This window comes from Micromonospora sp. M61 (assembly GCF_018070245.1).
Classification (GTDB): Bacteria; Actinomycetota; Actinomycetes; order Mycobacteriales; family Micromonosporaceae; genus Micromonospora; species Micromonospora zamorensis.
On the sequence record NZ_JAGPYA010000011.1, the window covers coordinates 127748 to 141287 of the forward strand.

15 protein-coding genes are annotated in these 13540 nt (G+C 73.7%); 11 read left to right on the forward strand and 4 right to left on the reverse strand.

Annotated elements, in window-relative coordinates; translation table 11 throughout:
• From KBX34_RS09070 to KBX34_RS09120, 11 genes are read left to right on the forward strand one after another with little or no spacing between them, the layout of a single operon-like run.
• Positions 1-483, forward strand: a complete 483-nt coding sequence (locus KBX34_RS09070; RefSeq protein ID WP_210924395.1) for a phage tail protein — start codon at positions 1-3, stop codon at positions 481-483.
• Entirely contained in the window at positions 458-1999 is a 1542-nt protein-coding gene (locus tag KBX34_RS09075; RefSeq protein ID WP_210924397.1) for a hypothetical protein, read from the forward strand. Before KBX34_RS09070 ends, KBX34_RS09075 begins: the two co-directional genes overlap by 26 nt.
• Positions 1999-2880 (forward strand): hypothetical protein, encoded by an 882-nt coding sequence (locus KBX34_RS09080; RefSeq protein ID WP_210924398.1) that lies wholly within the window; start codon positions 1999-2001, stop codon positions 2878-2880. The genes KBX34_RS09075 and KBX34_RS09080 overlap by 1 nt, the downstream gene beginning before the upstream one ends.
• Entirely contained in the window at positions 2877-4469 is a 1593-nt protein-coding gene (locus tag KBX34_RS09085) for a contractile injection system protein, VgrG/Pvc8 family (protein ID WP_210924400.1), read from the forward strand. The genes KBX34_RS09080 and KBX34_RS09085 overlap by 4 nt, the downstream gene beginning before the upstream one ends.
• Complete coding sequence (locus KBX34_RS09090; RefSeq protein ID WP_210924402.1) at positions 4469-4807, forward strand: hypothetical protein; 339 nt, start codon at positions 4469-4471, stop codon at positions 4805-4807. Before KBX34_RS09085 ends, KBX34_RS09090 begins: the two co-directional genes overlap by 1 nt.
• Positions 4804-5238 (forward strand): GPW/gp25 family protein, encoded by a 435-nt coding sequence (locus KBX34_RS09095; RefSeq protein ID WP_088948415.1) that lies wholly within the window; start codon positions 4804-4806, stop codon positions 5236-5238. Before KBX34_RS09090 ends, KBX34_RS09095 begins: the two co-directional genes overlap by 4 nt.
• The gene (locus KBX34_RS09100) at positions 5235-7877 is read left to right on the forward strand and encodes a putative baseplate assembly protein (RefSeq protein WP_210924404.1); all 2643 of its coding nucleotides are present in this window, start codon (positions 5235-5237) and stop codon (positions 7875-7877) included. Before KBX34_RS09095 ends, KBX34_RS09100 begins: the two co-directional genes overlap by 4 nt.
• A complete protein-coding gene (locus tag KBX34_RS09105) occupies positions 7858-8373 on the forward strand; it encodes a phage tail protein (protein ID WP_088948417.1) in 516 nt (171 codons plus the stop codon). The genes KBX34_RS09100 and KBX34_RS09105 overlap by 20 nt, the downstream gene beginning before the upstream one ends.
• Entirely contained in the window at positions 8370-9299 is a 930-nt protein-coding gene (locus KBX34_RS09110) for a hypothetical protein (protein ID WP_210924406.1), read from the forward strand. Before KBX34_RS09105 ends, KBX34_RS09110 begins: the two co-directional genes overlap by 4 nt.
• Positions 9296-9757, forward strand: a complete 462-nt coding sequence (locus KBX34_RS09115) for a hypothetical protein (protein WP_088948419.1) — start codon at positions 9296-9298, stop codon at positions 9755-9757. The genes KBX34_RS09110 and KBX34_RS09115 overlap by 4 nt, the downstream gene beginning before the upstream one ends.
• 31 nt (positions 9758-9788) lie before the next feature.
• Positions 9789-10574, forward strand: coding sequence for a hypothetical protein (locus KBX34_RS09120; protein ID WP_210789675.1), 786 nt, complete (start codon positions 9789-9791; stop codon positions 10572-10574).
• Between the two features lie 51 nt (positions 10575-10625).
• Here KBX34_RS09120 and KBX34_RS09125 read toward each other — a convergent pair whose 3' ends face one another.
• The 4 genes from KBX34_RS09125 to KBX34_RS09140 all read right to left on the reverse strand — a co-directional run.
• Positions 10626-11573 (reverse strand): PmoA family protein, encoded by a 948-nt coding sequence (locus KBX34_RS09125; protein WP_210924407.1) that lies wholly within the window; start codon positions 11571-11573, stop codon positions 10626-10628.
• Positions 11570-12220, reverse strand: a complete 651-nt coding sequence (locus KBX34_RS09130) for a hypothetical protein (protein ID WP_210924409.1) — start codon at positions 12218-12220, stop codon at positions 11570-11572. Before KBX34_RS09130 ends, KBX34_RS09125 begins: the two co-directional genes overlap by 4 nt.
• Entirely contained in the window at positions 12204-13103 is a 900-nt protein-coding gene (locus KBX34_RS09135) for a carbohydrate ABC transporter permease (RefSeq protein ID WP_247671606.1), read from the reverse strand. Before KBX34_RS09135 ends, KBX34_RS09130 begins: the two co-directional genes overlap by 17 nt.
• The coding region (locus KBX34_RS09140) for a carbohydrate ABC transporter permease (RefSeq protein WP_210924411.1) at positions 13103-13540 on the reverse strand (438 nt) is incomplete at its 5' end. The genes KBX34_RS09140 and KBX34_RS09135, both read right to left, overlap by 1 nt.

A 13540-nucleotide genomic window follows, 5' to 3' on the forward strand; every position in this document is an offset into this window, starting at 1 on the left:
ATGCCCACCACCGCCACCCCGCAGCCCGGCGCCCCGGTCGACCCGTACCGGGCGTACAACTTCCGGTTGCTCATCAACGGCGTCACCAACGGCCACTTCACCGAGATGACCGGGCTGGAGGTGAACATTCCCGGGCAGCCGTACCGGGAGCACGGCCTCGGTCGGATGCGGATGGTGCCCGGCCAGGCCGAGTACGAGCCGGTGACGCTGCACTTCGGCCTCACCGCCTCCCGCGAGCTGTGGGACTGGGTGAACGCCACCGCGCAGGGCACCCTCAACCGGCGCAACGTCTCGGTGGTGCTGCTCGACTCGATCGGCACCGCCGAGGTGCTGCGCTGGAACCTGATCGACGCCTGGCCCACCCGGTGGCGTGGCGCGCACCTCAACACCCTCAGCCACGAGATCGCCATCGCCTCGTTGACCCTGCGCTACGAGGGACTGGAGCTGGAGACCGGCGGTGCCACCGCGCCGACACCCGCGTAGCTGGCTGGCCGGCCGGCTGCGCTCGGCCGCCGGGGCGGTGCAGCGCCTCGCCGGCCGGGTCGAGCCCACCGGCCACCTCCCGCAACGGCCGCCCCCGGACGCTCCGGGGGCCGCGCCACGCCGCTTCGGGGAACCCCCACGGCACTGGCTGGACCTGGTCGCCGCTCACGCCCCCGGTCTGCTCCGCGACCTGGACCTCGACGCGTCAGCGACCGACGCCGGGCAGATCCGGGGCCACGACGACCAGCAGGACGGCCTGGCGACAGCCGCCGTGGCCCCGGAGGACAGGCCGATCCGGGGGGCGGACGGGCCGATCCGCTGGTCCCCGGCGGACCGACGCGGCACGCCGGCCGGGGAGGACACCAGGCGTTCCGCCGACACTGACGGATTCCGCGCCGGCGGCACCCGTGGCGGGTTCGGCGACACCGCCGGCACCAGCCGGACCGACGCGGTCACCCGGCCCGGTGGCCGGGGTTTTCGTGGGCTGTGGTCATCCGGAAGGCCGGGCACCTTCGGCGCACCGGGCGGCGCCGCCACGGCGGACGGCGTCGAACCCGTCGACGGCACTGGACGCGCAGGCATCGACGCAACGGTCGGTGACCTCGGAACGGCTGGCCGACACAACATCGCAGGCCAGCACGGCACCGACGGCACGGCGACCGGCGTCGACGGCAGGGCAATCGGCGTCGGCGGCACGGCGATCGGGATCGGTGGCACAGCATCCGGCGTCGGCGGGCCCCGCACGGTGGACGGGGCCGGCAGGTCGGGCGGATCCCGGTCAGCGGGCGGGACCCGGCGGTCGGACGGCGCGCCTGACGGCCTGGCGAGCGGCAGCGCGATCCGCGGCGGCGGTGCGGTCGGCGGTGGCGGCTCCGACGCCGCGGTGACTCCCGGAGGACCCGGCGGGGGCACGCCCTTCGAGCCGTCGGATCGGCGCATGCCGGGCCGGGTGTGGGACGGTTGGCGCCTCGGCTCACCGTTTCGGCGAGGCCCGTCGATCGGGTCGGCCAGGCCGTTCGGACCAGCGCCACGGGGCGACACCCCGGCCGTAGGCGGAGACGGGCTGCCCCGAGCGAGCGACCGTCCCCTCGCCCCTGAGGAGTTCCTGGACGGTCTCGATCCCTCCGGCCCCAACTCCACCGCCGACGGCACGGGGTGGGGCGGGCTCGCGGCGGTCGAGGCCGCCGACAACGGTCCGTGGCCGGCGCTACCCGGCGAACGGAGGTGGTCCGAACAGCACGCCGGCCCGCGCCCGGGACAGCACCGCGACCAGCGCGCCGGGCACCCGGGCGGGTGGCGTGGCGGCGACGTCGGAACGGTCGGGGCCGGGAGCGGCGGGTCGACGCGCGATCCGGGTGGCGGAGGGTGGCCGGCGAGCAGGGCGTTCCGGTCGACCGAGCGGACCACCGACCCGTGGCCTGCGCTGCCCGACGACGGAACGTTGTGGACGGTGCCGGGTGACGCCCTGGACGCCGCCCAGCTCGGTCGACTGGACCGGGAACAGGCGGGCGACTGATGGAACGCGTCGCCTTCCTCATCGACTCCTCCGGGGAACGGGTGGACTGCCTGCTCAACCCGGAGACCGTGCAGGTGACCCGGCTCGCCGGCGTACGCCATCGGGGTGTCGCCGGCGGGCAGCTCACCGGGTCCGGGCTGGCCGACGACCCACTGGTCTTCACCGGCGGGGGCCGCACCGAGCTCGTGCTCGACCTGCTCTTCGACGTCGACTTCGTCCAGGCGCAGGTCCGTCCCGCCGACGTGCGGGTGCTGACCCGTCCCCTGTGGATGCTGGCGGAAAACTCCGCAGCCGAGCACGGGTGGCTGCGGCCACCGCTGGTCCGCCTGGTCTGGGGCAAGACGTGGAACGTGCCCGGTGTGATCATCGCGGTGGCGGAGCGGTTCGACGCGTTCACCGGCACCGGGTCACCCCGACGCTCCTGGCTGCGGCTGAAGCTGGTCCGGGCCGCCGAGACGGCCGATCAGGCGGAGGCCGGCTTCGCCGAGGAGCTGGCCGCCGCGAGCACCCCGACCGCCGCACCGGGCGGCGCGGTGATCGCCGCCGGCGACGGTGCCGCCGAGCCGGGCCGTTCCGGGGTGCGCTTCGACCTGCTGGCCAACGACGCGCTCGGCTCGCCGCTGCGCTGGCGCCTGCTGGCCGAACACAACCGGATCACCGACCCGCTGTCGGTGCCGGCCGGAACCACGCTCGCCGTGCCACCACCCGGCGCGCCGAGCGGCGGATCGGTGGTGGTTGCGGTGACCGGCGCCGCGCGGGCACTGGCCGGCGCGGTGGGCGCCGGCGCGTCGTTCGTCGGCGCCTCGATCGCCACCGCGCCCGCCGCCTGGGGCCCGACGGGCCCCACCGCCACCAGCACCAACCCGGGGGGTACGCCGTGACGAGCGTCGCGCCCCGGGCGTTGATCGTCGTGCTCGACGGCGTCGAGCTGGCCGGCGCGGCCCGTCAGCGGATCCGCTCGCTGCGGGTGGCCGCACGGCTCGACCAGCCCACCCAGGCCGAGTTGGTGCTCGCCACCAGCGCCGGGACCGGCGCGTTCGACCCGGCGGTCCGCCCCGGGACGACCCTCGACGTACGGCTGACCGATCACGCCGACGCCCTGTTCGGCGGAGAGGTGACCGCCGTGGAGGTCGAGTACGCCGCCGACGGCGCGGCGGTGCTGCGGCTACGGGCGTACGACCCGCTGCACCGGTTGCGCAAGCGGCAGGGGTTGCGGGTCTTCACCTCGGTGACCGCCGCCGAGCTGGCCCGGGAGCTGTGCGGCGACGTGGGGCTGGAGGTGACGGCCGAGGTCGACGGCCCACGGCTGGAGCGGCTGTTGCAGCACCGGCACAGCGATCTGGACCTGCTGCGCGAGGTGGCCGGTCGGGCCGGGCTGCACCTGGCCGCCGATGGTGACGGGGTGCGGCTGGTGACCCTCGCCGGTTACGGGGAGCCGGTCGCGTTGACCCTCGGCGCGGGCGTGCACACCCTGCGCCTGTCCACCAACGCCGACCAGGCCAGCGGTGCGAGCGTGGCTTTGGGCTGGCACCCGCAGCGGGCCGAGGTGATCAGCCAGCAGGCCGACGACGCGCGCTGCGGTCGACCCGCCGGCGACCGCCCGGACCCGGCCGACGTGGGTGCCGACGGGGTGCGCACCGCCGTCGACCAGCCCGGTCGCAGCGACGACGAGTTGGCGGCGCTGGCCCAGGCGCGACTGGACACCCGGGCGGCGGCGCTGGTCACTGCCGAGGGGGTGGCCGAGGGCGATCCGGCGCTGCGGCCGGGCCGGCGGATCGCCCTGACCGGTGTGCCCGACCCGGTCGCCGGGGCGTACGTGCTGACCGAGGTGGTGCACACGGTGGACGGCAACGGGCACCTGACCCGGTTCTCCACAGTGCCGCCGGTCGCCCCACCGACCCCGGCCGGTGGGACTGTGGTCACTCTGGGCACCGTCACCGACGTCGGTGACCCGGACGGGCTGGGCCGGGTCCGCCTGACCCTGCCGGCGTACGGGGACCTGGACGCCGGCTGGCTCGCCGTGCTCTGCCCCGGCGCGGGCCGGGGAAAGGGCCTGGTGGCGCTTCCCGACCCGGACGACACCGTGCTGGTGGTGCTGCCCGGAGGCGAGCCGGCCTCGGGCATCGTGCTGGGTTCGCTGTTCGGCGCCGTCGAGCCGTACGACGCGGGCATCGACGACGGCCGGGCGCGGCGCTGGACGCTACGCACCGCCGGCGGGCAGTCGATCGTCGTCGACGACGTGCAGCGCAGCCTGCGGCTGGCCACCGAGGGCGGCAGCTATCTGGAACTGACCCCCGACCTGGCCACGCTGCACGCCGCGTCCGACCTGGTGATCTCCGCACCCGGCCGGGCCATGGTGGTGCGCGCCCGCAGCGTGGACTTCCTGCACGCCGAGTCGACCGAGGACCCGACGACCGCGGCGAGGCAGGCCCGTTCCCTCGCCCGCGCCCACCACGAAGGAGGCAGCTGATGCGCTGGATCCACAGTGACTCCGTGATCACCTGCGACCACGACGGCCGGGTCGACAACCGGCCCTCGCAGCAGTGGGTGACCGTGACCGCCGTACCCGTGCTCGTGGACGACGACCCGGAGGGCCGCGACATCGTGGCCTGCCCCAACTACGGCCCGACGATCAAGCCGTGCGGCAGGACGCTGAACGTCCGCGTCGGCTACAGCGACTGGCTACGGGTCGACGGGCACCGGGTGGTGCTGTCACACCTGGAGGGGTTCACCGACGGCACGCCGCCGGGGCTGGTCCACCACACGGTGCGGGACCCGCGCCAGCGGTTCCTGGGGGCGGACCGATGAGGGCCTTCCGCTTCGTCGGCGCCGGCTTCGACGCCGGCCGGAGCGGCGGGTTGGCGCTCACCGCGGCCGGCGGCCTGGCGATGACCGAGGGCGACGAGAGCGTACGGCAGGCGTTGTTCCTGCTCCTGTCGACGACGCCCGGCGAACGGCTGATGCGACCCGGGTACGGCTCCCGGCTGCACCGGTTGGTCTTCGCGCCCAACGACGACACCACGGCCGGCCTGGCCATCCACTACGTCCGGCAGGCCATCGCCCGCTGGGAGCCGCGGGTCGAGGTGATCGACGTGGACGCCGGGCCGGATCCGGACGACGCGTGGCGGCTGGTGATCCGACTGGACTACCGGGTGCGGGCCAGCCTGACCCCCGGGCAGCTGGTGTTCTCCGTGGATCTGCTCCCGGTCGACGAACCCGCGCAGGGAGGACCCTCATGACGCTGCCCGTGCCGCACCTGGACGATCGCGGCTTTCTCGACCTGGTCACCGAGGCCCGGGAACGGATCCGGCAGTCCTGCCCGGAGTGGACCGACCTGTCGGCGCACGACCCCGGCATGGCGCTGGTGGAGGCGTTCGCGCACCTCACCGAGGTGATGATCTACCGGTTGAACCAGTTGCCGGAGAAGGCGTACGTCTCGTTTCTGAACCTGCTCGGGGTCTCCCGGCACGCGCCCACCGCGGCCTGGGCGGACGTCCGGTTCACCCGCAACGGCACCGACCGCGGCGCGGTGCGGGTCCCGGCCGGTCTGCGGGTCGCGGCGGCCCGGGGCGCCGACCCCCGGCCGGTCGTGTTCGTCACCACCGAACCGGCGCTGCTGCCCGCCGACGAGGAGTCGGTGACGGTCCGGATGCACCACTGCGAACCGGTCGAGGCGGAGCTGCTCGGCGTGGGCACCGGCCAGCCGGGTCAGGTGCTGCGGGCCGCCCACGCTCCGCTGACCCACACCGCCGAGGCGCTGGACCTGCTGCTCGGTGTGGAGGTGCCGTCCGGCACTGTGGAGCTGGGCGCGGCGGCCCGCGAACACGACGGCCGCACGTTCGAGATCTGGCGACCGGTGGACAGCTTCGCCGGGCTCGGGCCGCAGTCCAAGGCGTACCTGGTGGATCGCTGCTCGGGGACCGTCACCTTCGCCCCGGCCCTCGACCTGCGACCCCCCGCCGCGCCCGGCCAGCTCCCGGCGAGCGGGGCGACGGCGGTGACAGTGGCGGCCGTGCCGCCCGCCGGGCGGCAGATCCGACTCTGGTACCGCGCCGGTGGCGGGCCCACCGGCAACGTGGCGTCGGGCACCCTGACCAGCCTGCGCGATCCGCTACCCGGGGTACGCGTCGACAACCCCACGCCGGCAGCTGGCGGCCGGGAGATGGAGGCGCTGGAATCGGTGCTGCTGCGCGGCCCGTACGAGTTCTTCGCGCAGCAGCGGGCCGTCACCGCCCGCGATTTCGAGGTGCTCGCCACCAGCTCCGGCGCGGTGGCGAGGGCCCGGGCGTTCACCCGCGCGGCGGTGTACAGCTTCGCCCGGCCCGGCGAGGTCGAGGTGGTGCTGGTCCCGTACGTGCCGCCGACGGCCCGCCCCGGTGGCCGGCTGCCGGTGGCGGTGCTGCGTGAGCACGAGGTGCCCGAGGCACGGCGTCGGGTCGAGGCGGACCTGGAGGAACGCCGGATGGTCGGGATCCGGTCCCGGGCGACCTGGGCGCGCTTCAAGGCCGTGTCGGTACGGGCCCGGGTGGTGGTCCGGCGCGAGGAGGACGTGGACGCGGTCCGCAGCCGGATCCACGACCGGCTGCACCAGACGTTGAGCCCGCTGCCGACCGCGCTCAACCCGACCGGCTGGCCGTTCGGGGAGCCGCTGCGGGCGTCCAACGTCTACCGGCTGCTGGAGCACGCCGAGCCGGGCGTGCGCTACGTCGAGTCGGTGCGGTTCGTGGTCGACGAGGCGCCCGATGCGGTGGTGCGCGCCCTCGCCGTCGACCAGTACCAGCCCCGCACCTGGTACGCCGGTCGCGGCCCGGTGCTGTTCCGTTCCAGCAACGGCGGCGCGGGGTGGGAGCCGGCCGGCCGCTTCGACGGTGAGACGGTGCTGCGGGTGGCGCCCGCGCCCGCGCCGGTGCGGCCGGGCATCGTCGCGCGCCCCGGCTCGGTGGCCGTGGTGACGCTGCGCGCGTCCGGTGGCTCCCGGGTGCACCTGAGCACCGACCTGGGCGAGACCTGGTCGCTGCTCACCGACCTGGACTCGCGGATCTCCGACGTGGCCTGGCTGGACCGCGACGGCGCCGGCGCGCTGCTGGTGGCCACCGACACCGGCCTGTACGAGGTGTCGTTGCTGCCCGGCGCGGTGCCGTTGCAGATCCTGGTCGACCCGTCGGACGCCGACCGGGGGTTCTACGCGGTGCGCGCGTTCGTCTCGGAGCGCGGCGCGCCGGGTGTGGCGGTGGCGGCGCAGGCCAGTTTCGGGGTCTACCTGTCGACAGCGGGTGGCCGACCCGGCAGCTTCACCCATGTCGGTTTGTCCAACGTGGACAACCGGGTCCTCGCCGTGCAGTACGACGGCCCGGCGACCCTGCTGTGGAGCGGCGCAGGCGAGCCGGACCCGAAGAAGCCCGGCCAGGGCTGCCACCGCACCCGGCTGTTCGAGTCCGACGTGAAGTGGCAGAGCATGCAGGCCGGCTGGATCGGCGGCACCTGCCGGGACCTGGCGTTCGCCGGGCCACTGGCGGTGGCGGCCACGCAGAGCGGCGGGGTGCTGCGGTTGGACACCCTGGCCGCGCAGCCGCAGTGGCAGTCGGTGTCGGTCAACTGCGGGCTGCCGCTGCGCGACCGGACCCGCTTCGTACCCGTCGACGCCATCGCCGTGAGCGGTCCGACGGCCGGCGGCGCGGCCGGCGGGCCCGGTGCGGCGGAGCGGCTGATCCTGGCCGGCGGCGAACGCGGCGTCTACCGCAGCGCCGGGGCCGTCGACTGGTCGCCCAGCGCCAACCAGGCCACCGCCGACGTGGTGACCGTCCCGGATACCTGGCTGCTCTGCTCCGGCGAGCACGACATCGAGGTGGTGCGCCAGGATGCGACGCTCGGCGATTGAACGGCTGCTGCCCGCCGCCTACCAGCGGGCCTGTGTCCCCGGCAGCGTGCTCTGGACGCTGCTGGACGTGATGGAGGCGCTGCACGCCCCGGACGAGGCGATCCTCGCCGAGGTGGACGCCCTGTTCGACCCGTACCGGGCGCCGGACGGACTGGTCGTGCGCCTGACGCGGTGGGTGGCGATGGACCACGTGGTGGCCTCGCCCCGGCCGGACACCCCCCTGCCGCTGCCCGTGGGTCGGCTGCGTGACCTGGTGGCCAACGCCGCTCTGCTGGCCCGGTGGCGCGGCACCCCGTACGGAATGCGCAGAGCCCTCGAACTGGCCACCGGGTTGCCGGGCTTCGCGATCGACGAACCCGACGAACAGCCCTTCCACGTCGTGGTGCGGGTGCCGGCGGCCGCCGCCGGCCAGCTCACCGTGATCACCCGCATCGTCGAGGCGGAGAAGCCCGCCTCGACCACCGTCGAGATCGTTCTCGAAGAGGAGTCGTCATGACCACCGAGTGGGCGGTCGTCGCCGCCGCCGAGCAGTTCACCCTCGACCCGCGCAACAGCGGCGAGCTGACATTCACCGTCTCCAACCCGGGCACCGCACCGGACACAGTGGTGTTCGACGTGGCCCCCGGCGACGGCTCCCAGCGGGCGTGGTTCACCGTCGCCGAGCCGCAGCGGGTGGTCCCCGGGCAGGGTTCGGTGTCGTTCCTGGTCAAGCTCGCCGTGCCCGCCGGCACCCCACCCCGGCGCTACGACATGACCGGCTTCGCGTACTCGGCGAACACCGCTCCGGAGGAGAGCTCCCGCTCCAGCGGCCGGGTCACCTACGAGGTGCGGGCGGTCGCGCCGCCACGGCGTACCCCGTGGTTGTGGATCGCCGCGGCGGTGGCGCTGGTGCTGGTGGTGGTGACAGTGGGGGTCGTCCTGCTGACCCGTGACGGCGAGCCGGCCCCCGGCGAGCCGCGGGTGGTCACCGTCGAGGCGGAGAGCCTGGTGGACGCCGCAGTGCTCAAGTCGCCGCAGAACAGCAAGGCGGCAGTGGGTGCGCAGCCCAACTGCTGCGGGGTGACCTGGTCCGGCGACAAGCAGCTGTTCTTCACGGGGCTGGCGATCGGCGATCAGGTCACCGTGACGGTGCAGATCCCGACCGACGGCACCTGGCGGTTCGCCACGGTACGGACAACGGCCCCCGATTACGCCAACACCGTCTTCACCATCGACGGCAGCCAGGTCGGCGACACGTTCCTCGGCTTCACACCGAAGGTGCAGAAGACGGAGTTCCTGGACGTCGGAACGATCCGGCTGGCCAGGGGGCCGCACCAGGTCACGCTGCTGGTGATTGGCAAGACACAGGGCACGAACTTCTACTTCGCCGGGGTGGACACGATCCGGTTCACCGAGGTCGTGGCGCAGGCCGTGACGCGATGAGCGGTCGGCAGAAGGCGCTGCTGGGGCTGTTCGCCGTCCTGCTGGTGGCGTTGTTCGTGGTCGCGGTCGGCGCGGGCGGTGGCGACCGGGGTGACCCGGGCGCCCGGCACGGGTTGGTCGACCGGTTGGGTGCGCTGGGCGCCGAGCGCGCCTCGGTGGACCCGGCCACGGTCAGCGCCGACTGCCTTGCCGAGGTCGGCCGTCTGGTCTTCTCCGGCGGTTGCGTGCTGCGGGTCGCCGACCCCGGCGGGTTACGCACCCTGGTGTTGCGTAGCGCGGCACGGTTCACGGTCGTCGCGCCCGCTCCGGGCGACGCCGACCTGACCATCCGCGACGAGGTGGAGCCGGCACCGGACGGCACCGGCGCGGTGGCGAAGGTCGCCGTGGACCAGGCCACCGAGGTCGGCGTGCGCTGTCCCGGCCTGGGTTCCTGCACGGTCTTCGTGGCCGCATCCTGACCGGCTCGTTCCGATTCGAGAGGAGGCCGCCGTGGGTGACCTGCGCAAGCCGTTCCTGCTGCTGGCCATGCTCGCCATCGTCCTGGCGATCGGCGTGGAGCTGGGCGCCGGGCTGCTGCTCGGCGGCGCCGACGCCGGCGCGGCCCTCGCGGACAGCGCCGGAGCGTTGGACGTCGAACTCGACGACGTGTCCGGGGTCAGCGAGCCGTCCGGTCGGGGCACCGGCTATCTCGCGTTGATCGACGCGGTGGCGGTCTGGAGCACCGGGCTGTTCTGCCTGGCCCTGCTGCTGCCCGAACGCGTCCAGGGCCGGGTGCAGGGCGTCGCCGGCCTGATCTTCTCGATCATCCTGATCATCGTCGGGCTGGTCGCGCTGGTCATCGCGTTCGTCGAGCTGACGATCATGGTGTCGCTGTTCCTGGCCGCCCCGTTCGGCACATTGGCGTACCTGGCCCTGTGGGGGTTCTTCCCGGTCGGCGAGGCGGCGGTGCTGCTCGGGCTGGTGCTGCTGCTCAAGCTCGTCTGGGCCGGGCTGCTGGTGGCAGCCCAGCCGCGATTCCTGCAGAACAAGGGTCTCGTCCTGCTGATCCTCACCACACTGCTGTGCACTGTCGTGCTGGAGTTCCTGCACAACCTGGTGCCGGTGATCCTGGTCAGCATCGTCGACGACGTGGCGGCACTGGTCTTCGCGATCATCGCGATCATCTGGGGGCTGGTGCTGCTGATCGGCTCGATCCCGGCGATCGTCAAGGCCATCCGGGTCACCGCCGCCCTGCCAGCCCGCGCCAGTGCCACCACCCGCCCCTCGCCCCGTTGATCATGAAGTTGTTGCCCTGACACGCCGGGCGGAGTGGCAACAACTTCATGGTCAACGCGCGGTGTTGGCGAGGGCCGCGGCCTGGGCGCGGTTGAGGGTGCCGTCGGCGACCACCACCGCGTGCCGGCCGCGACGGTCGGTGCCGGCCGCGACGGTGACCGGCTCGTCGAACGCGAACGCCACCCCCACACCCGGGTACATGGCGGTCCGCGTGAACCACCGGTCGCCGTCGCCGAGACCGGTGAAGACCAGGGTGTACGCCCCACCGTCCGGCCCGGTGCCGCACAGCGCGACCCAGGGCTGGGCGGAGCCGTTGACCGCCTCCTCCCCCGTCGCCGTGGCGCTGAACACCGACGCCGGGGCGGCCGAGACCGCCCGCCAGAAGAACCCGCCGTATCCGGCCCCGCCGGGGCGGCCGTTGGTGGCCGGGCTACCCAACCGCACGTCCTGCCGCGCCGGGGCACTCAGCGTGTAGTCCACCTCCAGTCGCCAAGCCGACACACCGTCGCGCGGGTCACCGCCGCTCGGCCCCTCGCTGGTCAGCGCGACGGCACCGGTCAGCGCTACCGCGGTGAGCTGGCGGTGTTCGGTGAGCAGCACCGCGCCGTGCGGGTCGCGCCACTCCAGCCGGTGGGCCAGACGGTCGGCGGCCCGCTCCGACCAGCGGACGTGCGCGATCCGCCCGTGGTCGTCGCGCCAGGTGTAGCCGACGTCACGCACGTAGGTGCGCCCACCCCAGAGGTTGGTGCCGTTGACGTCCTGCACGGCCAGGGAGGCCCCGAGGTGCCACACGTGGTCGGCGGGCAGCGCGTCGGTGACCACCGTGCCGCCCAGGGTGCGTACCGGGTGCAGGTACGGCCGGGGTCCGTGCCGCGCGTCCAACGCCGGGTCGAGCACGTACCGGGCCACCTCCGTCCCACCGACCAGCAGCCCGATCTGCTCGTCGGTCGTGGTGGCGTCGGCGGGCCCGGCGGCCCGGGCCGGACGATCGGCGGTCATGGCAGCTCCGGGTGGGCGGGAACCGGTGCGGCGCCCGTCGCGAACCGCTGACGGCGGGCGACGGCGTGCAGGGCGGCCACTGTGTAACCGGCGAGGATCGGCACAGCGACCGGGGTGACCAGCACCGCGAGCAACCCGGCCAACGCGGTGACGCCGGTGAGCGCGGCCCAGCGGGTGGGCGCGTCGAGGCAGGCGCGGGCGGCGGACCGGGTCGCCGCCCGCCACCGCCCGCCCCCGTTGCCGCCCACCTCGACCACGACCAACCCGGCGTACCCGGCCAGGCCGGCCGCGACCAGTGCCGTCACCAGCAGCGCCACCGGGCCGCCCGGCACCCGGCCGGTGGCCAGTGCCGCCAGGTCGGCGGCGAGGAGCCCGGCCACGGTGAGCGCGAGCAGACTGACCGGCGCGCCCGGCAGCACCGAGCGCCCGAACCGACGCACTGTCGTCCGCGCCGACGGCCAACTGCCGGTACGCGTCCAGTCGTGCACCGCCGCGCTGGCCGTGCCGACCGCCGCCGCGGCGGTGACCAGTGGAACCGCCGCCAGCACCAGCAGGATGCCGAGCAGCGCCAGGTCGGCGGCGTCGCGGGCGACGTCGCGCCAGTCCCGCCGCTCGCCGGCCTCCTCGGGTTCAGCCCTTGATGCCACTGGTGTTGATCCCCTCGACGAGCATTCGCTGGAACGCGACGAAGAACAGGAAGACCGGCAGCAGCGACAGCACCGACATGGCGAACATCGGCCCCACCGCGCTTTGGCTGGTCGAGTCGATGAACAGCGTCAACGCGACCGGCACTGTGTAGTCCTCCAGTTGGGACAGGAAGACCAGCTGCCGGAAGAAGTCGTTCCAGGTCCAGATGAACGAGAAGATCGCCGTGGTGACCAGCGCCGGGCGGCTCAGCGGCAGGATGATGTGCCGGAAGATGCCGTATGGGCCGGCGCCGTCGATCCGGGCCGCCTCGTCCAGCTCGCGCGGAACGCCGCGCATGAACTGCACCATCAGGAAGACGAAGAACGCCTCGGTGGCCAGGAACTGCGGGATGAGCAGTGGCAGGTAGGGCCAGTCGCCACCGACCAGCCCCAACGTCCGGAACAGGATGTACTGCGGCACGATCAGGACGTGCTGCGGCAGCAGCAGCGTGCCGATCATCACGGCGAACCACATGCCGCGCAGCCGGAACCGCAGCCGCGCGAAGGCGTACGCGGCCAGCAGGCAGGAGAGCCCATTGCCGACCACGGTGAGCAGGCTGACCATCGCGCTGTTGAGGAAGAACCGGCCGAAGCTGACGTCGAAGTTGGACCACCCGGCGGTGTAGTTGCCCGGGGTGAACCGCTCGGGCAGCAGCCCGAGGTTGTTGACGATCTCCTCCTGGGACTTCACCGAGGTCCCGATCATCCAGAACAGCGGGTAGAGCACCACAGCGACGATCACCACCAGGATGAGCAGCCGCAGCACCGGCCGGCCGCCGGGCTTTCGGCGCGCGTTCGGCGGCGCTGTGGTCGGCGCCGCGCTCGTCGGGGTCGCCGTCACCATCACCGGTCCTCGCCGTCGGAGTAGTGCACCCAGAACCGTCCGGTGCTGAAGAAGATCGCGGTGATCACCGCGATGGCGAGCAGGAACACCCAGGCCATCGCGGAGGCGTAGCCCATGTCGAGCTCGGTGAAGCCGGTGATGTAGAGGTTCAGCGTGTACATCAGGGTGGAGTCGACCGGGCCGCCGGTGCCGTTGCTGAGCACGAACGCCGCGGTGAAGCCCTGGAAGCCGTTGATGGTCTCCAGCACCAGGTTGAAGAAGATCACCGGCGAGAGCATCGGCAGGGTGACGTTGCGGAACTGGCGGAACCGGCCGGCGCCGTCGACGGAGGCGGCCTCGTACAGCTCGGTGGGCACCTGCTTGAGCCCGGCCAGGAAGATCACCATCGGTGCGCCGAACTGCCAGATGGCCAGCACCATCAACGTTTCGAGGGCCCA